Source organism: Krasilnikovia cinnamomea, assembly GCF_004217545.1.
GTDB lineage: Bacteria > Actinomycetota > Actinomycetes > Mycobacteriales > Micromonosporaceae > Actinoplanes > Actinoplanes cinnamomeus.
Genome location: NZ_SHKY01000001.1, coordinates 6,017,839 through 6,040,802, shown reverse-complemented (window position 1 = coordinate 6,040,802; position 22,964 = coordinate 6,017,839). Strand labels below are relative to the sequence as shown.

The window sequence follows — 22,964 nt, the reverse complement described above, 5'->3', positions numbered from 1 at the left end:
CGCATCCCTCAGGAGCCACGATGAACCCACGACCACGCGTCGCCGCCACCCTCGCCATGAGCGCGAGCCTGCTCGCCGCCACGGCCGGCTGCTCCGACACCACCCCGGCGATCGTCGACCAGGCCGCGGCACGAACGCTGATCGACGTACGCACCCCGGCCGAGTTCGCCGGGGGCCACCTGCGGAACGCCCTCAACCTCGACGTGCAGTCGCCGGCCTTCGCGTCGGAGGTCGGCCGGTTCGACCGGTCCGGAAAGTACCTCGTCTACTGCCGCTCCGGCCACCGTGCCGAAGCCGCCATCACCAGCATGCGGGACCTGGGCTTCACCGACCTCGTCAACGGCGGCGGATACGACCAGCTCAAGTCCGCCGGCGTCCCCACCGCCTGACCACCGCAACCCACCAAGGAGACTGCCATGTGCCGATCAGTAACCTGCCGCACCTGCGGGAAGACCACCTGGGCCGGCTGCGGCCAGCATGTTGACCAGATCATGCGAACCGTGCCCAGCGGCCAACGTTGTCCCGGACATAACAGCGACGAACCGGCGCCCCGCCGCAGTCTCATCCACCGGCTCTTCGGCCGCTGAAGAGCCAGGGCGTTCGGAAATCACGGAATCGTTGCGCCGAGCCGGCCAAGGTGCCGGAGTTGACGGGACTTCCTGCCCCTACGTCCACCCGGCCACCTGGATACCCTCAGGGGTATAGGCGACGACCGGGGCGACCAGGGTCGATCCGGTCGGCCGCCACGGTGCTGGACCTCGGAAGGTGTGCGATGCGCAAGAAGGTTCTCGTCCTCGGCTCGAACTTCGGCGGGCTCACCGCAGCGCTCGCCGTCAAGCACGAGCTGCACGGCGACGTCGACGTCACGGTCGTGTCCACCAGTGACCGGTTCCTGTTCAACCCCAGCCTGATCTGGCTGCCCTTCGGCAAGCGCCGCCCGGAGGACATCAGTTTCCCGGTGGCGCCGACCTTCGAGGGGCACGGAATCGAGTTCATTCACGCCGGGGCCACCGCGATCGACCCGGACCGCCGGACCGTGACCGTCGCCGCCGGCGGCCCGGCAGGCACGACCCACCGCTACGACTACCTGGTGATCGCCACCGGGTACCGCAACCGCCTCGACGTCGTTCCCGGCCTTGCCGACAACGCCGTCACCATCACCACCCTGCCGGACGCGATCAAGGCAGGCGAGGCGTGGCAGCGGTTCCTGCACGATCCCGGACCCGTGGTCGTCGCGGCCACCCAGGGCGCCGGCTGCTTCGGCGCCGCGTACGAATTCCTGTTCAACATCAGTCACCAGCTGCGCAAGGCAGGCATCAAGAAGCGGGTGAAGCTCACCTACGTCTCCGCCGAGCCGTTCCTCGGTCACTTCGGGATCGGCGGCCTGCCGCATGGCGAGTCGTTGTTGAAGATGTTCCTACGCAAGGAGAACATCGACGCCCACCTCGGTGGCCCGATCGACCACGTGGCGTCCGACGCCGTCGTGCTGGGTGACGGCACCGAGATCCCGTTCTCGTACGCCATGATCGTGCCGCCGTTCGCCGGGCAGGAGGTCGTGGCCCGGACCGGGACACTCTCCGACGACAAGGGGTACGTTCCGGTGCGCGACACGTATCAGAGTCGGAAGTACGACGACGTCTACGCCGTCGGGGTGGCTGCTGCGGTCGACGTTCCATGGCAGACCCCCACCCCGGTGGGGATCCCGAAGACCGGCTTCCCCACCGAGGTCATGGCGCACACTGCGGCCGCCAACATCGTCGCGCAGATCCGCGGCGCCGAGCCTGCGCATACCAAGGCGTTCGGCGACATCAAGGCCGTCTGTGTCATGGACGCTGGCAACAACGGCGTCATCATTCTCGCGGACAAGATGCTGCCGCCCCGCAAGCACGGCGTGCTCATCCCTGGCCCGCAGGCACATCTGATGAAGCTCGGCTTCGAGAAGTACTTCCTCTGGAAGGCACGCCACGGCTATGTAACTCTGCCCTGAGCTGCCCCGCGCCCGCCGGGCATCGAGGGTCTCGACCCTCCCGACGGAGCGGGGGCGGAACGCGCCCCCGCCTCCGTCACCGGCAACACACGCCGGTTCTGCCCCGCGCTCACCCAGAGGGCGTGTAAGCCGTCCGAATGGCGCCGGCCACAGAACCGGTCCCCTTCTGCGACGGGTTGCGGTAGCGCCCGAAGGGAGTGGCGGATGTATGCCGCACTCAGTCAGTCGCGGCCCAGCAGGTGACGTACCTCTTCCAGGTCGACAATCTGAGCGATGGGTAGCCGTGGGGGATGTGCCGCGCCGGGGTGGTCCGGGTCCGCGATGCCGATCCGGAGCACGAGAAATGGCCAGCCCAGGTCGTCGATGGCGCGGCGCAGAGCCGTGCGGGTCACCGGTACCTCGATCACCGCGCTGAGTGGAAGCACCGAGGCGCCGAGCCGGGTCGCCGTCAGCCAGGCCGCGGACAGCGCCTCTCCCGCCCGCAGCCAGCACGACGGCTCGTCCGAGGCGCCGAACAGCACCGCATACCGCGCCGCCCGGTCATGCCCAGGACCGGACGGCAGCGCCCCGGGCTGCCCGAAGTCGCGCACCGGCACCGTCGTTGCCGGCTGTTCACCGGTCAGCGTGCCCGGGGGAATGCCCAGCCTGTCGTGGCGTCCGATCCAGTACGTAAGCTCGTCCTGAATCTCAGGGTCTGCCTTCTCCACAGCGTCGGCCCGCGAAGCGGCTGCGGCCAGGTCGAAGACGTGCTCGCCGGTGAGCAGGCCACACGCGATGCCCTCCGCCTCGGCCGCCGCCACGACCTGCGTCAGCGTGGCTTCCGGGAGTTGGGTGTCGCTGACCGGGCGCCGATCGGTGTGCCGCAGCTCCACGGTCTGCACCAGCCGCGCCGCGGCGGCGTCGGGCTCCCGGTGCACGGTCGGCGTGAGCACCGCCAGAAGATCGGGCTGATCCGGGACCGGGAGCCGGTCGACGGTGTAGTCCCAGCCGGCTGCGGTCAGCGCCGTCCGGGCGTGGTGCAGCGCGGCTCCGCAGCTGATCATCAGCAGCCGGCCGTCCGGATCGATCGCCGGAAGCTGCCGGCTCCGCACGGCGGTCAGCTCCATCCGGTCCGGCCGGATCGTCCACCGCCAGGGCTGCGTGTTGTGCACCGACGGTGCGTAGCCCGCCATCGCCGCGGCCCGTGCGAGCACCGCAGCCGTCGAGCTGGTGCGGATCGTCATGGTGGTAGCACACCTACTTCCAGTGCCGGCGCCTTACCCTCACTGTGAATCATCAGCCATTCCTCAGGCACGAGGCGAAAGGCCCCGCCGGAGCGGGACCAATGATTCGCTCCGAGAGCGTCGGAGTGCCCGGTGGCACCGTCGGACTGCCGTCCCGGCCTTGCGGGCCTGCGTCAGGCCCGCTGCCAGGTTCCAGGTCACCTCCGGGGCCGAAGGGCCCGCTGAATTGAGGAAGGCGCCGGTCGCGCAGGGTGCGCTGTTCGATGCGGGTCAGCTGATACCGAAGCCCAGGCCGGGTCCGGCCATCGTCCGATCGTCGAACTCGTAGGTCAGTTGGCTGACGACGTCCACGACACCGGGAATCCGCCGGATGTGCCGTTCCACGATGTCGCGCGTGGACCACCGCTCGACGGCGCCCGTGACGGTGACGACGCCGCCACTCACCGTCACGCCCACACCGGTCGACTCCTCCGCGAGGAAGACCCCGAGAACGTCGTTCTCGACGTCGACGCGGATGTCGTCGTCCGGGCGCAGATGAACCTTGAGGAGGTCACCGCGCGACACGATGCCGACCAGCCTGCCCAGGTCGTCGACGACCGGCAGGCGCTTGACATCGTGCTCGTTCATTCGGCGAGCCGCGGCCGCGATGGTGGTGACGCCGCTGATCGCCTCGATGGCCGGCGCGGTCATGAGATCGCGCGCCGTGGCAGCTTGACTCTTGCCCCGTTGGCGCCGGCGCTTGCGGCTCTCGAACAGGCGCGGCTCGTCACCGGCGTATTCGATCTTGTTGAGCAGGTCTGCTTCCGAAACCACACCGAGAACGCGGAGGAAGTCGTCCACGACGGGCACGGCGCTGACCCGGTGTGCGATGAGGGTGTCGACCACGGTGCGATACGGAGCATCCGGTGGCACAGAGATGACCTTCGTCGTCATCACGTCGTCCACGGTCAGGTTCTTCAGCATGCGACCCTCCTCAGCCGTCGGCCGTCACGCTACGGTCCACCGCACGCGGGCCGGCAGAGTCGAGCGTCCTTGCCGGGCGGGCCTACCGTCCCGGCAGGGATTCCACCTCGACCGCAGACCCCCGGGGGTGAAGGGCGCCTGAGCCGAAGGTCCCTCGGAGTCGTGACATCGGTCCATGTCCGCACGTTCACCGGGCGATGATCCTTAGGCGTGGCCACTGATCCTGACCTCCGCACACTGGTGCCAGTCATTGCCGCGTGGACACAGGTCATCCGTTGTGGATGCCCCACGGGCCGACGGGCCGCAATCCCGTGGGAGTCGGCAGGCCACGGAATGTCACCCGACCCGCCAATCTCGGTAGGAATGGAACCAGGGACACCGCCGTACCGGCATAGGCTGGGCCGGACCCCGCACGGCCTCGAGATGTCAAGGGGTGTGACATGCAGCCAGGAAGCGACGCCCGGCACGAGCCGCCAACGGTTATCGATGCGCTCGCGCTGCAGGACCTGTTCGACGCGCTGCACGGCCGCGGCTATACGGTGGTCGGCCCGACGGTCCGTGACGGCGCGATCGTGCTCGACGAGCTCACGTCCGCCGCGGATCTGCCACACGGCTGGGGCGTCGACAGCGAGGCGGGCCGTTACCGGCTGCGCCCCCGCGACGACAATGCCGCCTTCGCCCACTCGGCCGGTCCACAATCGTGGAAGAAGGTGCTGCACCCGGCCCGGGCCCGGATGTGGTCGGCCGACCGGTCCACCGGGACAGTGGTCACCGAACCGGAAGAGCCGCAACGGTACGCGCTGCTCGGCGTCCGCCCCTGCGACCTGGCCGCCATCGGCGTGCTGGACCGGGTACTGACCGGTGGCCGGCACGTCGATCCGATCTACGCCGGTCGCCGCGACGGCAACCTGATCATCGCCGTGGAGTGTACGGAGCCGGGCGCCACCTGCTTCTGCACCTCCATGGGCACGGGCCCGCATGCCGAATCCGGTTTCGATCTCGCCCTCACCGAGCTCGTTGATGACGCGGGGCACCGGTTCCTGGTGCGGGCCGCTACCCCAGTCGGGGCGGAGGTACTGGGCGCCGTACCCGGTCACGTCGCCGACGACGCGACCGTCCGAAAGGCCGAGGGCGCCGTCGCCGCGGCCGCCACCCGGATGGGCCGCGAGCTACGCACGGAGGGCCTGCCGGAGATGCTGGCCGCGAGCCGGGAGTCGCCGCACTGGGACGACGTCGCCTCGCGCTGCCTGACCTGCGGCAACTGCACCATGGTCTGCCCGACGTGCTTCTGCACCACTACGGAGGACGTCACCGATCTGACCGGCGAGCACGCGGAGCGGTGGCGTCGCTGGGACTCCTGCTACGACCTCGACTTCACCTACCTGCACGGCGGCAGCGTGCGCACCAGCGGCCAGTCCCGCTACCGGCAGTGGATCAGCCACAAACTGGGCACCTGGCATGAGCAGTTCGGCTCCTCCGGGTGCGTCGGCTGCGGCCGCTGCATCGCGTGGTGCCCGACCGGCATCGACATCACCCAGGAGGCGGCCGCCCTGTTCTCCCTGCAGGAAGCCTTCCCCTCGCCGGAGACCCCCGACCGAGAGGACCGGACATGAGCGACCCGATTGCTGCCCACACCGTCTTTGCCGAGCTCAGCGACGCCCAGCGCGCGCAGCTGGCCGCCTACGGCACGCCGGAGTCGTACCGAGCTGGTGAACGGCTCTTCGCCGAGGGCGGGGACGCCGACCGGTTCTGGCTCATCGGCTCCGGTAGCGTCGCTCTCGACATGCGGGTGCCCGGCCGGGGCGAACAGGTCATCGAGACACTGTCCGCAGACACCGTCCTGGGCTGGTCCTGGCTGCACCCGCCCTACCGGTGGCACTTCGGCGCGGTGGCCCGCGAGGACACGACGACGGTCGTGTTCGACGCCGCCGCTGTCCGGGATCGTTGCGCGGACGACCCCGCGTTCGGGTACGCGATCCTGCGCTGCTTCACGCCGGTCATCATCGAGCGGCTGATGGCGACCCGGCTGCGGGTGCTGGACCTGTACGCGACCCCAGCGCAGGCCGGCCGGCCCTCGACCGAGGTGCCGTCGTGACCGCGCCAGCCGCCACGTCCGTCGCGACCACGGCCGCGCTGCCGCTGCCGTACCGGGTGGTGTCGCGGCGGGTGGACACCTACGACACCGTGACGGTGGAGCTGGCACGCGACTCCGGCCCGCTCCCACCGTTCGCGGCCGGACAGTTCGCGATGCTGACCGCGTACGGGATCGGTGAAGTGCCCATCTCACTGAGCGGCGGCGGAGCGAGCGGCGACCGCCTGGTGCACACCATCCGCGCGGTCGGCGCGGTCACCCGGGCGCTGACCGGCACGGCGCCGGGCGGCACGGTGGGGGTCCGCGGGCCATACGGCACCGGGTGGAACCTGCGGGACGCCACCGGCGCGGACGTGGTGATCGTCGCCGGGGGCATCGGCCTCGCCCCGCTGCGGCCGGTCGTGCTGGCCGCGCTCGCCGACCGGGCCCGGTACGGGCGGGTGAGCGTGCTCGTCGGCGTCCGCACCCCGGCCGACCTGCTCTACGGAGCGGAGCTGCGCTCGTGGGCCGACGCGGGCATCGACGTCGAGGTCACCGTCGACCGGCCGGACGGCGACTGGAGCGGGCACGTCGGTGTGGTGACGTCGTTGCTGGCCCGCGCGGCGTTCGACCCGGCGCGGACGGTCGCGTTCATCTGCGGCCCGGAGGTGATGATGCGGTTCACCGCACAGGGGCTTCTCACCCGCGGCGTCCCGGCCGACCGGATCAGGGTGTCGCTCGAACGCACCATGCGGTGCGGCGCCGGCTGGTGCGGGCACTGCCAGCTCGGGCCGTTGCTGCTGTGCCGCGACGGGCCGGTCGTCGACTGGGCCGGGGCGGAACCGCTGCTGAGCGTACGGGAGCTGTGATGGACGACGACGGACTGCCGACCCTGGCGGTGTGGAAGTTCGCCTCGTGCGACGGCTGCCAGCTGACCCTGCTCGACTGCGAGGACGAGCTGCTGGCCGTGGCGGGGCGGGTGCGCATCGCGCATTTCCTGGAGGCGAGCCGCGCGGTGCTGCCCGGCCCCTACGACGTGTCCCTGGTCGAGGGATCGATCACCACGCCGGAGGACGCGGAACGCATCCAGCGGGTCCGGCAGATGTCCCGGACGCTGGTGACCATCGGCGCGTGCGCCACCGCCGGCGGGGTGCAGGCGTTGCGCAACTTCGCCGACGTCGACGAGTTCACCTCGGTGGTCTACGCCCAGCCGCGGTACGTGTCCACGCTGGCCACCTCCACCCCGATCGCCGCACACGTCGACGTCGACTACGAGCTGCACGGCTGCCCCATCGACCGCCGCCAGCTGCTGGAGGTCATCACCGCGCTGCTGGTAGGCCGCAAGCCAAACATCCCTGCGCACAGCGTGTGCTTCGAATGCAAGCAGCGCCATGCCGTGTGTGTGGTGGTGGCGCACGGGACGCCGTGTCTCGGCCCGGTCACCCATGCGGGTTGCGGGGCGTTGTGTCCGGCCCACCAGCGTGGCTGCTACGGCTGTTTCGGACCGATGGAGTCCCCCAACGCCGCCGCCGAGGCCGGGCTGCTGCGGGCGACCGGCATGTCGGAGGCCGACATCGTCCGGGCCTACCGCACCTTCAACGCGGCCGCCCCAGCATTTGTCGAGTTGTCCCGGGTCACCGTCGGCCCTCCCCCGGCGGCGGGTCCCGGAGAGGTGGAAACGGAGCGTCGATGACTCACCGGTCGGATCGGACCCTCGACGTACGGGCGCTGGCCCGGGTCGAGGGTGAGGGCGCCATGCACGTACGGGTCCGCGGGGGCGCCGTCGAGGACGTCCGGTTGGAGATCTACGAGCCGCCGCGGTTCTTCGAGGCGTTCCTGCGGGGGCGCCGGTACACCGAGCCGCCGGACATCACCGCCCGGATCTGCGGGATCTGCCCGGTGGCGTACCAGATGAGCGCGTGCGCGGCGATCGAGGACGCGTGCGGGGTGCGGGTGGACGGGCCGATCGCGGACCTGCGGCGGTTGCTCTACTGCGGGGAGTGGATCGAGAGCCATACCCTGCACATCTACCTGCTGCACGCGCCGGATTTCCTGGGCTACCCGAGCGCGCTGGAGCTGGCGAAGGACCGCCGGGACCTGGTCGAGCGCGGTCTGGCGTTGAAGAAGGCCGGCAACGCGATCGTCGAGCTGCTGGGCGGCCGGGCCATCCACCCGATCAACGTACGGGTCGGCGGCTTCTACCGCGCCCCCGCCCCCAGCGAGCTGGCCGCGCTGGCCCGGACGCTGCGGGTGGCGCTCGATCAGGCCCTGGACACCGTGCAATGGGCGGCCGGGTTCGAGTTCCCGGACTTCCACCACGACCACGAGATGCTGGCGTTGACCACCGACGGCCGGTACGCCATCGAGGGTGGCACGGTGGCCACCACGGGCGGCCTGACCTTCGGGCCAGGCGACTTCGAGCAGCACGTCATTGAGGAGCAGGTGCCGCACTCCACCGCGCTGCACGCCCGGCTGGCCGACCGCGGCCGGTATCTGGTCGGCCCGGCCGCCCGGTACACGCTCAACCGGCGGTGGCTGTCGCCGCTGGCCCGCGAGGCCGCCGACGCGGCCGGGCTGGGCGAACAGTGCCGCAACCCGTACCGCAGCATCCTGGTCCGTGCCGTCGAGGTGGTGTACGCGGTCGAGGAGGCGTTGCGGCTGATCGACGCGTACGAGCCGCCGGCCCGGCCCGCCGTGGACGTGCCGCCCCGGGCCGGGGTCGGTTTCGGCGCGACGGAGGCACCGCGCGGGATCCTGTTCCACCGCTACGGTCTGGACGCCGAGGGGCTGATCACGACGGCCCGGATCGTGCCGCCCACCTCGCAGAACCAGGCCAGCATCGAGGACGACCTGCGCCGCTTCGTCGCGGCCCGGCTGGACTTCGACGACGAGCGGCTGACCGCGGAGTGTGAGCAGGCGATCCGCAACTACGACCCGTGCATCTCCTGCTCCACCCACTTCCTCGACCTGACGATCGACCGGGGCTGACCCGCGTGGACGGACAGCGCTGCGTGGTGATCGGGGTCGGCAACCAGTACCGCCGCGACGACGGATTCGGCCCGGCCGTGGTGGCCCGGTTGGAGGTCCTGCGGCAGTCCGACCCGGCACTGGCCGCGGTGGAGCTGCGGGCGTGTGACGGGGAACCGACGCGGCTGCTGGACCTGTGGACCGGCACCGACCTCGCCGTGGTCGTCGACGCGGTCCGCGACGGCAACGACCATGGCGGCCACCGGTACGAACTGGTCCTCGACGAGGTCGCCGAGCTCGCCGACGCCCGCTCCGCGAGTTCCCACGGGGTCAGCCTGGGCAGCACGGTCGAACTCGGCCGGGCCCTCGGGCGGCTACCGCGGCGTCTGGTGGTGCTGGCCGTGGGGGCGATCGAGTTCGGCTTCGGCGCCGGGCTCAGCCCGGAGGTGGCCGCGGAGGTGGACCCCGTCGTCGCCCGGGTCCGCGAGCTGGTGGGCTGAGCGATGGCCGTGACGCCACGGGAAGCACCGGCCCGGGAAGTCTGGTCGATCCGGGTCCGGGGCACGGTGCAGGGCGTCGGGTTCCGGCCCTTCGTGCACCGGCTGGCGAGCGGGCTCGGGCTCGACGGGACCGTCCGCAACGTCGACGGGGACGTGGTGGTCGAGGTCGCGGGACCGGCCGACACCCTCGCGGCCCTGGTTCGTGCCCTGCGGGAGCAGCCGCCACAGCACGCGGTCGTGGCGCACGTGACCGTCACGCGCGGCGGAGACGCAGGCGCCCTCGGGGCCGGGTTCACCGTGGCCCTCAGCACGAGCGCAGCCACCACACGGCCGGGCTTCGCGGGCCTTCCCGTCGACCTTGCCACCTGCGACGACTGCATACGCGAGCTGTTCGACCCGGCCGACCGGCGCTACCGGTACCCGTTCGTGAACTGCACCGCCTGCGGCCCCCGCGCGACCATCGTCGACGCGCTGCCGTACGACCGGGCCCGCACGGCGATGGCCGGGTTCGCGCTGTGCGCGGCGTGCGCCGCCGAATACGCCGACCCGACCGACCGCAGGTTCCACGCCGAGCCGGTCGCCTGCCCCGCCTGCGGGCCCCGCCTGTCCTGGCGACCGGCCGGGGAAGCGAGCGACCCGGGCGCGACCAGCGAGGAGGCGCTGGCCGCCGCGGTAGCCACGATCGCCGCCGGGGGAACCGTCGCCGTCAAAGGGCTGGGCGGATACCAACTGGTCTGCGACGCGACCGACACCGCCGCGGTGCACCGGTTGCGCACGCGCAAACGGAGGCTCCGCAAGCCGTTCGCCGTCATGGTCGTCGACACCGCCGCCGCCGGGGTTCTCGCGCGCATCTCCCCTGCCGAGCTGCGGTTGCTCACCGGCCCGGCCCGCCCGATCGTGCTCCTGGCGACCCATCCGGGCGCCCCGACGGCGCTGGCGTCCGGCGTGCACCCCGGCACCGACCGGGTCGGACTCTTCCTGCCCGGCACCCCGCTGCACCACCTGCTGCTGCGGGCACTGGCCCGGCCGCTCGTGGTGACCAGCGGCAATCTCTCCGACGAACCGATCGCCATCGACGACACCGACGCGACGGCCCGCCTCGCGCCGGTGGCGGACGGGTTCCTGCTCCACGATCGGCCGATCCGCGCGCGCTACGACGACTCCGTGGTCCGCGTCATCGGCGGGCGGCGCTTCACGGTGCGCCGCGCCCGCGGCTACGCACCGGACCCGCTACCGCTGCCCGTCGCGACCGACAGGTCAATTCTGGCGGTCGGTGCCCAGCTCAAGCACACGTTTACGCTGGCCCGCGCCGACCGGGCGCTGGTCGGCCCGCACGGCGGCAGCCTCGACGACGCCGACGCCCTGGCCGCGTTCCACGCCACCCTCGGGCAACTGACCCGGCTGCACCGGTTCACGCCCGACGTGCTCGCCCACGACCTGCACCCGGGATACCTGTCCACCCGGTACGCGGCCGGACAGCCGCCCGGCCTGCGCCGGGTGCCGGTCCAGCACCATCACGCGCACGTGGTGTCGTGTGCCGCCGAGAACGGCGTGCGCGGCCCGTTCCTGGGCGTCGCCTATGACGGGCTCGGTCTCGGCGCGGACGGCACGCTGTGGGGCGGTGAACTGTTGCTGGCCTCGTACACCGGGTTCCGCCGGTTGGGCCGTTTCGGCACCGCCCCGCTGCCGGGCGGGGAGGCGGCCGTGCGCCGCCCGGCCCGCATGGCGCTGGGTTACCTGCTCGGCGGCGAGTTCGCCGTGCCCGCCGGGCCGGCGGCCGGTTTCCTCGGCCGGATGCCGTCCGCCGAACGTGACACCATCGCGCGGATGGTGGCGCGCGGGGTCAACAGCCCGCACACCTCCAGCGCGGGCCGGCTGTTCGACGCGATGTCCAGCCTGCTCGGCATCTGCGACGACGCGGACTACGAAGGCGAGGCGGCGGTGTTGCTGGAGGCTGCCGCAGCAGCATCCGGCGGCACCGAACCGCTGCCGTGGCGGCTGACCGAGGTGGACGGCCTGTGGGTTTACGACTGGAGCGGCACGCTCACCGCTGCGCTGGAACGCGCCCGCGCCGGGACGCCCCCGAGCGAGCTGGCGGCCGGGTTCCACGCCACGATCGTCGCGGTGACCGTCGCGCTGTGCGTCCGCGCCGCCGAACAGACCGGGGTGACGGCGGTGTGCCTGTCCGGCGGGTGCATGCAGAACCGCATCCTGGCCTCCCGGCTGCTGACCGAGCTGGGCACGGCCGGGCTGACCGGCCACCTCAACCATGACGTGCCCGCCAACGACGGCGGGATCAGTTACGGCCAGGCCGTGGTGGCGGCCGCAACCTGCGACGAGGGAGGCTGATCGGCGTGTGCCTCGGCATCCCCGGCCGGGTCACCGAGGTGACCGACCGGGACGGGCTGCTCATGGGTGTCGTCGACTTCGACGGCATCCGCAAGGACGTGTGCCTGACCTACGTCCCCGACGTCCGCCCCGGCGAATACGTCATCGTCCACGTCGGCTTCGCGATCACGAAGGTGGACCGTCGGGAAGCCGAACGCACCCTCGACGTGCTGCGGGCGATGGGCGACGCGGTACGTGACGAACTGGGCGAACCCCTGCCCGCGAAGGATCGCACAGCATGAAATACCTCGACGAGTACCGAGACCCCCGGCTCGCCCGGGTGCTCCTGGACGAACTGCACCGCACCACGACCCGGCCCTGGAGCCTCATGGAGGTCTGCGGCGGCCAGACCCACACCATCGTGCGGCAGGGCATCGACGAGGTGCTGCCCCCCGGCATCCGCATGATCCACGGGCCTGGCTGCCCGGTCTGCGTGACCCCGCTGGAGACCCTGGACCGGGCGATGGCCATCGCGGCGCGGCCCGAGGTCACCTTCACCAGCTTCGGCGACATGCTACGGGTGCCCGGCTCGCACACCGACCTGCTGGCCCTCAAGGCGCGCGGCGCCGACGTACGGGTCGTGTACTCCCCCATGGACGCGGTCGCCCTCGCCCAGCAGCAGCCCGATCGCGAGGTGGTGTTCCTCGCCGTGGGGTTCGAGACCACCGCGCCGGCCAACGCGACGGCGGTGCTGCATGCCGCGACACTCGGACTGACCAACTTCACCATGCTGGTCAGCCACGTGCTCGTGCCACCGGCCATGACCGCCATCCTGGACGCGGCCGAGTGCGAGGTGCAGGGCTTCCTCGCCGCCGGGCACGTCTGCACGGTCATGGGCTGGACGGAGTACGAACCGCTGGCCGCCCGGTACCGGGTGCCGATCGTCGTGACCGGCTTCGAACCACTGGACCTGCTGGAGGGCATCCTGATGGCGGTACGCCAGCTCGAACAAGGCCGCTTCGAGGTGGAGAACCAGTACGCCCGCGCGGTTCAGCGAACCGGCAACGGCCCCGCCCAGGAGGCGGTGCGGCGGGTGTTCCGGATCAGTGACCGGGCCTGGCGCGGCATCGGAACGATCGGCGCGAGCGGCCTGGAACTGGCCGACGCGTACGCCGCGTTCGACGCCACCCGCCGCTTCGACGTGGGGCGGCTGACCGCGGCGGAGGACCCGCGCTGCATCGCCGGGCGGATCCTCACCGGGCTGAGCGTGCCGACCGACTGCCCGGCGTACGGGACCACCTGCACTCCCCGGTCCCCGCTGGGTGCGCCGATGGTGTCCAGTGAGGGCACCTGCGCGGCGTTCCACCGCGCGGGCCGTCGCCGCCCCGCCGGGGCTGCCGTCTCCGGAGGTGCCCGGTGACCGCGGTGGATCCGCTCGCGGCCAGTTGCCCGCTACCGCTGGCCGAGACGGAACGGGTCCTGCTCGGCCACGGCTCCGGCGGGCAGCTGTCGGCCGAGCTGATCGGCGACGTGCTGGTGCCCGCGCTCGGGTCGGCCGCGCCGGCCGGGGCGCTGGAGGATGCCGCGGTGGTCCCGATCGACGGGGTCGACGTCGTGCTCAGCACCGATGCGTACGTGGTCAGCCCGCTGTTCTTCCCCGGCGGCGACATCGGCGCCCTCGCCGTACACGGCACCGTGAACGACCTGGCCATGCGCGCCGCGCTGCCGGTGGCCCTCGCCGTGGCCTACGTCGTGGAGGAAGGCTTCCCCCTGGCCGACCTGCGCCGGGTCGCCGCGTCCGTCGGCGCGGCCGCCCGAGCGGCCGGGGTCCCGGTGGTCACCGGCGACACCAAAGTGGTCGGCCGCGGCGCCGCCGACGGCCTCTACGTCGTCACCACTGGCGTGGGACAGCGCCTCGCCGGTGCCGCGCCGTCGGCGACCGGCGCCGCACCCGGCGACGCCGTGCTGCTGTCCGGACCGATCGGCAGCCACGGCACCACCATCCTCAGCGTGCGGGAAGGGCTGGGCTTCGACGCCGACATCTGCTCGGACACCCAGCCCCTGCACCGGCTCGTCGCGGCCATGGTCGACGCCGGTGGCGACGCCGTCCACGCGCTGCGCGACCCCACCCGCGGCGGCATCGCCTCGGCGCTCAACGAGATCGCGGTCACGTCCGGCGTCGGCATCGAGATCGACGAGCAGGCGCTGCCGGTACCCGCCCCGGTGCAGGCGGCCTGCGAGATCCTCGGCCTCGACCCGGCTCACGTGGCCAACGAGGGCTGCCTCGTCGCGTTCGTCGCGGCGCACCGGGCCGACGCGGTCCTGGCCGCGATGCGCTCCCGGCCGGAGGGCCGGGCCGCGGTCAACATCGGCACCGTACGCGACACCGAACCCGGCCGGGTGGTCGTGCGGACTTCCGTCGGATCCCGCCGCATCCTCGACATGCTCGTCGGCGAACAACTGCCCCGCATCTGCTGACAGGTGGCCGACCGGCCGTCCAGAACCCGGCGCTGGCGGCCGGTATCGGCGCGCAGGTAGGTAGGACCTAACTGTCCCGATCGGTGGTGGCATCCGGCCCTACCCGCAGATCTGTCACGGGGGATACCACTGAGCCAGGAGTGGGCGACGAAGGTGAGGGGAAGATGTCGCGCTACGTGTACGACTTCAGCGAAGGCAACAAGGATCTCGCGGACCTGCTGGGCGGCAAGGGCGCAAACCTGGCCGAGATGACCCGGATGGGCCTCCCCGTGCCGCCGGGCTTCACCATCACCACCACGGCGTGCCGCGAGTACCTGGCGACCGGCGCGGTGCCCCAGCACCTGTTCACCGAGGTCGAGGAGCACTTGCGGCTCGTGCAGGACCGCATGGGCAAGCGGCTCGGAGATCCGCGCGACCCGCTGCTGCTGTCGGTGCGCTCGGGCGGCAGATACTCCATGCCCGGCATGATGGAGACGATCCTGGACATCGGTCTCACCGACGCCAGCGTGCTCGGCCTCGCCGCGAAGAGTGGTGACCCACGCTTCGCCTGGGACTCCTATCGGCGCCTGATCCAGATGTTCGGCAAGACCGTCTTCGGGGTACCGGGCGAGGCATTCGCGGCAGAGCTCGCCGCCGCATGCGCCCGCGCCGGAGCCGCGACAGATGCGGAACTCGGCGTGGGGCAGCTGCAGGATCTGGTCGGCGCCTACCAGAAGATCTTCTATGCGCACGCCGGCCGTGACTTCCCGCAGGCGCCACACGAGCAGCTCTACCTCGCGATCACCGCGGTCTTCAAGTCCTGGAACGCCGAACGCGCCGTGCTCTACCGCCGCCGCGAACGCATCCCCCAGGACCTGGGCACGGCGGTGAACGTGATGGCCATGGTCTTCGGCAACCTCGGCGCGCGCTCCGGCACCGGGGTCGCGTTCACCCGTGACCCCGCGACCGGCCGCCGGGGCGCCTACGGCGACTACCTGCCCAGCGCCCAGGGCGAGGACGTGGTCGCCGGTATCCGCAACACCGTTGGCCTGAGCGAACTCGAACGGATCGACCCGCACAGCTACCGGCAGCTGCTGGCCATCATGGAACGGCTGGAGCAGCGCTACCGCGACCTGTGCGACATCGAGTTCACGGTCGAGGACGGCACGCTGTGGATGTTGCAGACCCGGGTCGGCAAGCGCACCCCGGCCGCCGCGTTCGTGATCGCCGCGCAACTCGTCGACGAGGGCACGATCACTCTCGGCGAGGCGTTGCAGCGGGTCACCGGTGAGCAGCTCGCCCAGCTGATGTTTCCCAGCTTCGACGACGCGGCCGCTCCGGCGCCGCTCACCACCGGCGTGCCCGCGTCGCCGGGCGCGGCGGTCGGCGCCGTCGTGTTCGACTCCGCCGCGGCGGCCGCCGCGACCGGACCGGTCATCCTGGTACGCCGCGAGACCAATCCCGATGACCTGCCCGGCATGGTCGCGGCCGAGGGCATCCTGACCTCCCGTGGCGGAAAGACCAGTCACGCCGCCGTGGTCGCCCGCGGCATGGGAAAAACGTGCGTCTGCGGCGCGGAGGACGTGGAGATCGGGCCGGACGCGTTCACCGTGGGCGGCCGCACGGTCCACGCCGGCGAAGTCATCTCCGTCGACGGCACCACCGGCCGGGTCTACGCCGGAGAGGTACCGGTGCGGCCCTCGGCGGTCGTGCGGTACTTCGAGGGCGAGGCGACCGCGCTGGGCGACCCGTTGCTGTCAGCGGTCCAGCGGCTGATGGTCCACGCCGACCACGTCGCCCGGCTCGCGGTGCACGCCAACGCCGACACCGCGGCCGACGCCGCGCGGGCGCGGCGCTTCGGCGCCACCGGCGTCGGGCTGTGCCGCACCGAGCACATGTTCCTCGGCGAGCGCCGGGAACTCGTGGAACGGCTGATCCTCGCCGACGACGACACCGAACGGGAGCAGGCGCTGGCCGCGCTGCTGCCGCTGCAGCGCGCCGACTTCGAGGAACTGTTCGCGGCGATGGACGGCCTGCCGGTGACCGTACGCCTGATCGACCCGCCGCTGCACGAGTTCCTTCCCCCGCTGGAGGAGCTGGCCGCCCGGGTAGCGCGCGCCGAAGCCCTGGGCGAGGATCCGGGACACGACGCGACGCTGCTCGCGGCGGTGCGGCGGATGCACGAGGCCAACCCGATGCTCGGCCTGCGCGGCGTACGCCTCGGGCTGGTCGTGCCCGGCCTGTTCGCGATGCAGGTCCGCGCGGTCGCGCAGGCCGCGGCGGCGCGGGTCGCCGCCGGCGGCGACCCGCGCCCCGAGATCATGGTCCCGCTGGTCGGCACGGTGCAGGAACTGGAGACGGTACGCGCTGAAGCCGAGGCTGTGCTGTCCGGCATCGAGGGCGCACCGCCGATCCGGATCGGCACGATGATCGAGGTGCCGCGGGCCGCGCTGACCGCCGCGCAGATCGCGACCGCCGCCGACTTCTTCTCCTTCGGGACCAACGACCTGACCCAGATGACCTGGGGCTTCTCCCGCGATGACGTGGAGGGGGCCTTCTTCAGCCGCTATCTCGGCCTGGGCATCTTCGCGGTGTCGCCGTTCGAGACGATCGACGTGTCCGGGGTGGGTGAGCTGGTCCGCCTCGCCGTCGAACGGGGCCGGAAAACCCGGCCGGACCTGACCGTCGGCGTCTGCGGCGAGCACGGCGGAGACCCCGCCTCGGTGCGGTTCTTCCACGCCACCGGGCTGGACTACGTGTCCTGCTCGCCCTTCCGTGTACCCATCGCCCGCCTCGAGGCGGGACGCGCCGCCATCGGCGGGTCCGCCGCCTCGGACAGTAGGTGAGGAGGACGCCATGTCTACCGTTGTCGACGACCGGAGTGCCACCATGCACCGGTCCGATCTGATCCCGGTGCGCCACGGTGATCGCGAACTCGGCGCCTACCACCTCGCGTCCGAGAAGATCACATTCGTACCCGCCGTGGACGTCACCCGGATCGCCATGGCGTCGATCACCGCCGCCACCGTGACCGCCGTGGCCGTGGCGACGGCCGCCGCCGTCCGGCGGCGGCCGGCCATCGGTGCGGTGACCATGGGCCCCGGCGGCTGGGTGAGCCTCAAGGGCACCGGCCTGCCGCCCCTGCGCGACGGCGGTCACCGGCCATGGTGGGCCCGCCTGCTCCGGGCGCACCGGCTGGTTGCCCGGTGCTGAACCGGATGTCCGTCCGGTCGCGGCGCGGATCCGCCCTGAGCTGACCCGAGGGCAGGCCGGTCCGGCAGGACCTCCGGAGGAGATCCAGGGGCCGGACGACCCTGCGCCGGACCGGCTCGCTCCGCTTGGCTGAAGGGAGATCCAGGAGAGGAATCCGACCGTGACCACCAGCACCGTGCCTCGTCATTGCGTGACCACCGTGGACGCCCTCACCGCGGACGGGGGCATCGTGCACCTGCGCCCGGTCAGACCCGACGACGCCCCGGCATTGAGCGCGCTGTACCGGTGCTCCTCGGCCGACGGCCTGCGCATGCGATTCTTCGCCGCCCCGTCCGGCAGCACCCTGGACGACGAGGTCCATCGGCTCTGCGAGCCGCCAACGAACGAGCACCAGGCCATCGCCGCCGAGCTGGCGGGATCCATCGTCGGCGTAGCCTCCTACGAGCCATACGACGGCCCGCGGGCCGAGTTCGCCATCTTCATCGACGACGCGCAGCGTGGCCGCGGCATCGGCACGCTGCTGCTCGAACACCTCGCCGACACGGCCCGCCGCTGCGGCATCACCCATCTCGTCGGCGAGGTCCTGCCCGGCAACACCGCCATGCTGCATGTCGCCCGTGACCTCACGGCAGGTTCCCGCGCGACACTGCACGACGGCCTGTTCGACGTCGCGGTGCCCACCGAGGACGAGGACGCGCAGCGGGCAATCGCCGACCGCGAACGCCACGCTGAGCGCGCCTCCCTGCGCCCTCTGCTGCGACCGTCCGCGGTGGCCGTCGTGGGCGCTGGCCGCCACCCCGGCGGCACCGGGCATGAGACGCTACGCGCGCTGCGCGAGTACGGCTTCACCGGCCACCTGTACGCGATCAACCCGCATGCCGACACGATCGCCGGTGTCCCGGCCCATCCCTCGCTGAAGGAGCTGCCCGGCCCGGTCGACCTGGTGGTGATCGCGGTGCCCGCACCGATGGTCGTCCCGGTGCTGGCCGATGCGGCGGCCGCCGGCGCCCGCGCCGCGGTGGTTCTCAGCGCCGGATTCGGCGAGAGCGACGGGCTCGGCCGGACCCGGCAGGCCGAACTCGTGCGTCTCGCTCGTGACCACGGCATCCGGTTGGTCGGACCGAACTGCCTCGGCGTGCTCAGCACCGACCCGGAGGTGCGTTTGAACGCCAGCTTCGCGCCGATGGTGCCGCCGGCCGGCGGACTGGCGGTGGCGTCGCAGTCCGGCGCGGTCGGCATCGCGGTGATCGAGCACGCCGCACGAACCGGGTGCGGGTTGTCCGCGTTCGTCTCGCTGGGCAACAAGGCGGACGTCAGCGGCAACGACCTGCTCGCGTACTGGTTCGACGATCCGGCCACCACCGCCATCGCGCTGTACCTGGAATCGTTCGGTAACCCCCGCAAGTTCGGCCGGCTGGTACGGGCCCTGTCGCGCCGCAAACCCGTACTGGCGGTCAAGAGCGGACGGTCGATCGCCGGCAAGCGCGCCGGTGCCTCGCACACCGCGGCGGCCGCGGTCCCCGACGTCACCGTCGACGCGCTGTTCGCGCAGGCCGGCGTGGTCCGTGCCGAAACCTTGGGCGATCTGCTGGATGCCGCCAGGCTGCTCACCGACCAGCCCCTGCCGGCGGGTGACCGGCTCGCCGTCGTCGGCAACGCGGGTGGCCTCAACATCCTTGCCGCGGACGCCGCCGAGGCGGGCCATCTGCGGGTGCCCGCGCCCAGCGCAGACCTGCGGCAGCGGCTGACGACCGTAGCGCCGGGCGCCGCCGGGCACGATAATCCCCTCGACCTCGGCGCCGGCGCCACACCTCGGGTGTTCGCGGACGCGGTGGGCGCGGTGGCGGCCAGCGGCGAGGCGGACGCCGTGCTGCTGGTCCTGGTCGCCACGCGGGCCAACGACGTCTCGGCCACGCTGGCCGCGCTCGCCCCGATCGTCGACGCGCATCCGGCGCTGACCATCGCCGCCGTCGTCATCGGCGCCCCCGGCACTCCCCCGACGCTCGGCCGACGACGGGTGCCCGTGTTCGACCTGCCGGAGCGGGCCGTCCGGGCCTTGCGCCACGCTGCCCGCTACGCGGCCTGGCGACGCGAGCCTCTCGGCGGATGGCCGGCGCTGCCCGACCTCGACCCGGACACCGCCCGGGCCTGCGCGGCGGAAGGACTCGCCGCGGGCGGTGGATGGCAACCGCACGAGCGTACGGCCCGCATCCTGACCGCCTACGGCATCCCGCTGGCCCCCGCCGCGATCGCCCTCGACGCCGATGCCGCGGTGGCCGCGGCCGGGCGGTTCGGGTATCCGGTCGCGCTCAAATGCGCCGACCCCGAGCTGGTGCACAAGAGCGACACGGGCGGGGTCCGGCTCGGTCTGACCGATGCCGACCAGGTGCGCTCGGCGTTCGCCGGGGTCACGGCCGCCGGACGGCCCGGGTACGGCGCTGTGGTGCAGCCGATGCTCTCCGGTGGGGTCGAGCTGAGCTGCGGCATCGTCCACGACCCGCTCTTCGGCTCGCTGGTCATGGCGGGGCTCGGCGGCGTACACACCGACCTGCTCGACGACCGCGTGTTCCGGCTGGTCCCGCTGACCGACCTGGACGCCGGCCGCATGTGGCGGGCGCTGCGCGGCGCGCCGCTGCTGACCGGCTACCGCGGGAGCCCACCGGCCGACACGGCCGCGGTGGAGGATCTGCTGCTGCGCGTGGGACGGCTCGCCGAGGACCTGCCCGAGGTCGCCGAACTCGACCTCAACCCGGTGCTCGCGGGTCCGGCGGGTGTCGTCGCCCTCGACGCCAAGCTGCGGCTGCATCCCGCGACCGGCGAGCCCGACCCGATCCTGCGAGACCTCCGCCGCCCCTGAGGCCGCCGCGGTCGCGGAGGCGGAATTGGTACCGGGGTCTTACGCGGTGACGTTCGGCCCTGTTCACCGTCCCTCGGGCGGGCGAACGCTCAAGGTGGTGACTGAGGACGCCGACCGCGTCGGCACGGGCTGCACACGGTGGCCGAGCCGGAAAGCTTCCTGGTTACCAAGCAGGGCCGGCTGGAACCCGACGAGCAGGCCCGGGCCCGGCAATGGGGCGCCCGGCTGGCCGATGTCGCCCCGACCGGAATCGGGTACCGAAGGATTGACCGAGAGGATCGATCATGCGATCCACGAAGGCCGCGACGGCGTTCGCGGCGGCCATCGAGACCCACGCCGCCGTGGTGTATCTGGCCGGCGACCGTGCATTCAAGCTGAAGAAGCCGGTCGACCTCGGCTTCCTGGACTTCCGCGAACGCGCCGTCCGGGAGTCGGTGTGTCATCGCGAGGTCGAGCTCAACCGGCGCCTCGCACCGGACGTCTACCTCGGCGTCGCGGACGTCCACGGCCCCGACGGGAGCGTGTGCGACCACCTGGTCGTCATGCGACGGATGCCGACCGACCGCCGTCTCACCACGCTGCTGGCCGCGCAGGCGCCGGTCGATGAGGCGCTGCGACGCCTGGCCCGGATGCTCGCCGCGTTCCATGCTCGAGCGCACCGCGGCCCGGAGGTCGACGCGGAGGGCGGCCGCGACGCGCTGCGCGGGCGATGGGATGCCACGTTCGCGCAGCTCCACCAGTTCTACGGCTCGGTCCTTCCGGAGGCCACCGCCGCCACGGTCGAACGGCTAACACACGACTTCCTGGCCGGCCGCGGTCCCTTGTTCGCCGACCGGGTGGCGGCCGGGCGGATCGTGGACGGCCACGCGGACCTGCTCGCCAACGACATCTTCTGCCTCGACGATGGTCCCCGCGTTCTCGACTGCATCGAGTTCGACGACCGCCTGCGCTACGTGGACGGGCTCGACGACGCGGCCTTTCTTGCTATGGACCTGGAGCGCCTCGGCGCGCCCCGGCTCGGCGCGGCCTTCCTGGACTGGTACGCGGAGTTCACCGCCGACCCCGCACCGGCGTCCCTGCGGCACCACTACGTCGCATACCGGGCGTACGTCCGCGCGAAGATCGCCTGCTTGCGTCACGCGCAGGGCGACGCCGCCGCGGCCGGAGAGGCGACGCTGCACGCCGAGCTGGCGATGCGGCACCTGAGCACCGGTGCGGTGCGTCTCGTCCTCGTCGGTGGCGCGCCCGGCACGGGGAAGTCGACCCTGGCCGGCCGGCTCGCCGACCGGCTCGGCGCGGTGGTCCTGACCAGCGACCGGGTCCGCAAGGAGCTCGCCGGTGTCGCGTCGGGGCAGCTCAGCGCGGCGCCGTACCGCGAGGGAATCTACACCGCGCAGTGGACCCAGCGGACCTACGACGAACTGTTCCGCAGGGCCGGCCGCCTGCTCGACCATGGTGAGACGGTGCTGCTCGACGCGTCGTTCACCGACGCGGCGCAGCGGTCCGGCGCGCGGGACGTGGCCACGGCGACGCACAGCATGCTCACCGAGCTGCGCTGCACGGCCACCCCGGCCACGGTCGCGCAGCGGATCGCCGGCCGCACGGGCGACCCGCAGGAAGTGTCCGACGCGGACGCGATGATCGCTGCAGTGCTGGCCGCCGAGGCGGACCCGTGGCCGCAGGCTCGAACCATAGCCACCGACACCACACCGGAGGCGTCGATGAACGCCGCGCTCGCGGCACTCGACGAGGCCGGCCTGGTCCTGGTGTGAACGCATTGCTCCAGCCACGCCCGCGTCCGCTCGGCCGCTCTCCTGGCGTCTGGCGGGGCGAACTCTGGAAGGAGGGGCCATGCCGGTCCCGTGGTTGATCTTCTGGTCGGTCACCGAGTTGGTGATCATCGTTGCGGCCGTGTGGTCGTGGTGGAGTCCACGCGCGATGCACGTCGGCCGGGTCGCTGTCGCCACCCTGTTCATCGCGGGTGGTGCGCTGTTCAACACCCTCCATCTCACGACCGGCGGCGACTACGCCGGCTTCGCCGACGCCTCCTACCTGCCGTTCGTCACCGACACCTGGCGTGCGGTCGTGGCACCACATCAGGACCTGTTCATCGCCCTGCTCATCGCGTTCGAGTTGGGGGTGGGCGTGCTGATGGTCAGCGGCGACCGCTGGACCAGGCTGGGTTTGGTAGCGGCGATCGGCTTCCATGTCGGGTTGATGTTCTTCGGTTGGCTGTACTACCCGTTCTCGATCGCGATGATCGTCGCGTTCGTCTTGCTGCTGCGCGCCGAACGCCGGCCTGCCGGCGACACGGCGACCACCGCTCTCCCGCGACAGAGCACACTCGCCACGCCACGCCACGCGCGCCACTCGGCATAGCGGTCATTGTGCGTCTTGT

At 72.1% G+C, this 22,964-nt stretch carries 19 protein-coding genes; 17 read left to right on the top strand and 2 right to left on the bottom strand.

Annotated elements, in window-relative coordinates; all coding sequences use genetic code 11:
• Positions 1 to 20: 20 nt before the first annotated feature.
• Together EV385_RS27245 and EV385_RS27240 are read left to right on the top strand one after the other, a co-directional pair.
• Positions 21 to 389 (top strand): rhodanese-like domain-containing protein, encoded by a 369-nt coding sequence (locus tag EV385_RS27245; RefSeq protein ID WP_130512030.1) that lies wholly within the window; start codon positions 21 to 23, stop codon positions 387 to 389.
• A gap of 383 nt (positions 390 to 772) precedes the next feature.
• Entirely contained in the window at positions 773 to 1,987 is a 1,215-nt protein-coding gene (locus tag EV385_RS27240; RefSeq protein ID WP_130512029.1) for an NAD(P)/FAD-dependent oxidoreductase, read from the top strand.
• 221 nt (positions 1,988 to 2,208) lie between these two features.
• Here the strand turns inward: EV385_RS27240 and EV385_RS27235 are convergent, their stop codons facing one another.
• Together EV385_RS27235 and EV385_RS27230 are read right to left on the bottom strand one after the other, a co-directional pair.
• A complete protein-coding gene (locus EV385_RS27235) occupies positions 2,209 to 3,210 on the bottom strand; it encodes an Acg family FMN-binding oxidoreductase (protein WP_165449626.1) in 1,002 nt (333 codons plus the stop codon).
• Between the two features lie 270 nt (positions 3,211 to 3,480).
• Positions 3,481 to 4,173: a CBS domain-containing protein gene (locus tag EV385_RS27230; protein ID WP_242625097.1), complete on the bottom strand. Its 693-nt coding sequence runs from the start codon at positions 4,171 to 4,173 to the stop codon at positions 3,481 to 3,483.
• Positions 4,174 to 4,613: 440 nt separating this feature from the next.
• Between EV385_RS27230 and EV385_RS27225 the strand changes: the two genes are divergently transcribed.
• From EV385_RS27225 to EV385_RS27155, 15 genes are all read left to right on the top strand, one after another.
• Positions 4,614 to 5,786 (top strand): 4Fe-4S dicluster domain-containing protein, encoded by a 1,173-nt coding sequence (locus EV385_RS27225; RefSeq protein WP_130512028.1) that lies wholly within the window; start codon positions 4,614 to 4,616, stop codon positions 5,784 to 5,786.
• On the top strand, positions 5,783 to 6,268 hold the full coding sequence (locus EV385_RS27220) for a cyclic nucleotide-binding domain-containing protein (protein WP_130512027.1): 486 nt from the start codon (positions 5,783 to 5,785) through the stop codon (positions 6,266 to 6,268). Before EV385_RS27225 ends, EV385_RS27220 begins: the two co-directional genes overlap by 4 nt.
• Positions 6,265 to 7,113: an FAD/NAD(P)-binding protein gene (locus EV385_RS27215; RefSeq protein WP_130512026.1), complete on the top strand. Its 849-nt coding sequence runs from the start codon at positions 6,265 to 6,267 to the stop codon at positions 7,111 to 7,113. The genes EV385_RS27220 and EV385_RS27215 overlap by 4 nt, the downstream gene beginning before the upstream one ends.
• Positions 7,113 to 7,937, top strand: a complete 825-nt coding sequence (locus EV385_RS27210) for an NADH-quinone oxidoreductase subunit B family protein (RefSeq protein ID WP_130512025.1) — start codon at positions 7,113 to 7,115, stop codon at positions 7,935 to 7,937. The genes EV385_RS27215 and EV385_RS27210 overlap by 1 nt, the downstream gene beginning before the upstream one ends.
• Positions 7,934 to 9,232 (top strand): Ni/Fe hydrogenase subunit alpha, encoded by a 1,299-nt coding sequence (locus EV385_RS27205; protein ID WP_130512024.1) that lies wholly within the window; start codon positions 7,934 to 7,936, stop codon positions 9,230 to 9,232. Before EV385_RS27210 ends, EV385_RS27205 begins: the two co-directional genes overlap by 4 nt.
• Before the next feature lie 5 nt (positions 9,233 to 9,237).
• Positions 9,238 to 9,711 (top strand): hydrogenase maturation protease, encoded by a 474-nt coding sequence (locus EV385_RS27200; RefSeq protein WP_130512023.1) that lies wholly within the window; start codon positions 9,238 to 9,240, stop codon positions 9,709 to 9,711.
• A gap of 9 nt (positions 9,712 to 9,720) precedes the next feature.
• Positions 9,721 to 12,060, top strand: a complete 2,340-nt coding sequence (gene hypF / locus EV385_RS27195) for a carbamoyltransferase HypF (protein WP_207229973.1) — start codon at positions 9,721 to 9,723, stop codon at positions 12,058 to 12,060.
• A gap of 5 nt (positions 12,061 to 12,065) precedes the next feature.
• Positions 12,066 to 12,341 (top strand): HypC/HybG/HupF family hydrogenase formation chaperone, encoded by a 276-nt coding sequence (locus EV385_RS27190; RefSeq protein WP_130512021.1) that lies wholly within the window; start codon positions 12,066 to 12,068, stop codon positions 12,339 to 12,341.
• Positions 12,338 to 13,459, top strand: a complete 1,122-nt coding sequence (gene hypD / locus EV385_RS27185; RefSeq protein WP_130512020.1) for a hydrogenase formation protein HypD — start codon at positions 12,338 to 12,340, stop codon at positions 13,457 to 13,459. The genes EV385_RS27190 and hypD overlap by 4 nt, the downstream gene beginning before the upstream one ends.
• Positions 13,456 to 14,517, top strand: coding sequence for a hydrogenase expression/formation protein HypE (gene hypE, locus EV385_RS27180; RefSeq protein WP_130512019.1), 1,062 nt, complete (start codon positions 13,456 to 13,458; stop codon positions 14,515 to 14,517). The genes hypD and hypE overlap by 4 nt, the downstream gene beginning before the upstream one ends.
• A gap of 164 nt (positions 14,518 to 14,681) precedes the next feature.
• Entirely contained in the window at positions 14,682 to 17,342 is a 2,661-nt protein-coding gene (gene ppdK / locus EV385_RS27175; protein WP_130512018.1) for a pyruvate, phosphate dikinase, read from the top strand.
• Between the two features lie 10 nt (positions 17,343 to 17,352).
• On the top strand, positions 17,353 to 17,709 hold the full coding sequence (locus EV385_RS27170) for a hypothetical protein (protein ID WP_130512017.1): 357 nt from the start codon (positions 17,353 to 17,355) through the stop codon (positions 17,707 to 17,709).
• A gap of 160 nt (positions 17,710 to 17,869) precedes the next feature.
• Positions 17,870 to 20,566, top strand: a complete 2,697-nt coding sequence (locus EV385_RS27165) for a bifunctional acetate--CoA ligase family protein/GNAT family N-acetyltransferase (protein WP_242625096.1) — start codon at positions 17,870 to 17,872, stop codon at positions 20,564 to 20,566.
• Between the two features lie 284 nt (positions 20,567 to 20,850).
• A complete protein-coding gene (locus tag EV385_RS27160) occupies positions 20,851 to 22,338 on the top strand; it encodes a bifunctional aminoglycoside phosphotransferase/ATP-binding protein (protein ID WP_130512016.1) in 1,488 nt (495 codons plus the stop codon).
• A 79-nt stretch (positions 22,339 to 22,417) separates the two neighbouring features.
• Positions 22,418 to 22,945: a hypothetical protein gene (locus tag EV385_RS27155; protein ID WP_130512015.1), complete on the top strand. Its 528-nt coding sequence runs from the start codon at positions 22,418 to 22,420 to the stop codon at positions 22,943 to 22,945.
• Positions 22,946 to 22,964: the final 19 nt, after the last annotated feature.

What these genes read in the sequence shown, in the direction of transcription:
- hypD (WP_130512020.1), top strand. Translation starts at nt 12,338, where the DNA reads ATGAAATACCTCGACGAGTACCGAGACCCCCGGCTCGCCCGGGTGCTC.
- EV385_RS27205 (WP_130512024.1), top strand. Translation starts at nt 7,934, where the DNA reads ATGACTCACCGGTCGGATCGGACCCTCGACGTACGGGCGCTGGCCCGG.
- EV385_RS27220 (WP_130512027.1), top strand. Translation starts at nt 5,783, where the DNA reads ATGAGCGACCCGATTGCTGCCCACACCGTCTTTGCCGAGCTCAGCGAC.
- EV385_RS27240 (WP_130512029.1), top strand. Translation starts at nt 773, where the DNA reads ATGCGCAAGAAGGTTCTCGTCCTCGGCTCGAACTTCGGCGGGCTCACC.
- EV385_RS27225 (WP_130512028.1), top strand. Translation starts at nt 4,614, where the DNA reads ATGCAGCCAGGAAGCGACGCCCGGCACGAGCCGCCAACGGTTATCGAT.
- EV385_RS27245 (WP_130512030.1), top strand. Translation starts at nt 21, where the DNA reads ATGAACCCACGACCACGCGTCGCCGCCACCCTCGCCATGAGCGCGAGC.
- EV385_RS27155 (WP_130512015.1), top strand. Translation starts at nt 22,418, where the DNA reads ATGCCGGTCCCGTGGTTGATCTTCTGGTCGGTCACCGAGTTGGTGATC.
- EV385_RS27170 (WP_130512017.1), top strand. Translation starts at nt 17,353, where the DNA reads ATGTCTACCGTTGTCGACGACCGGAGTGCCACCATGCACCGGTCCGAT.
- EV385_RS27160 (WP_130512016.1), top strand. Translation starts at nt 20,851, where the DNA reads ATGCGATCCACGAAGGCCGCGACGGCGTTCGCGGCGGCCATCGAGACC.
- ppdK (WP_130512018.1), top strand. Translation starts at nt 14,682, where the DNA reads ATGTCGCGCTACGTGTACGACTTCAGCGAAGGCAACAAGGATCTCGCG.
- EV385_RS27230 (WP_242625097.1), bottom strand. Translation starts at nt 4,173, where the DNA reads ATGCTGAAGAACCTGACCGTGGACGACGTGATGACGACGAAGGTCATC.
- EV385_RS27210 (WP_130512025.1), top strand. Translation starts at nt 7,113, where the DNA reads ATGGACGACGACGGACTGCCGACCCTGGCGGTGTGGAAGTTCGCCTCG.
- EV385_RS27235 (WP_165449626.1), bottom strand. Translation starts at nt 3,210, where the DNA reads ATGACGATCCGCACCAGCTCGACGGCTGCGGTGCTCGCACGGGCCGCG.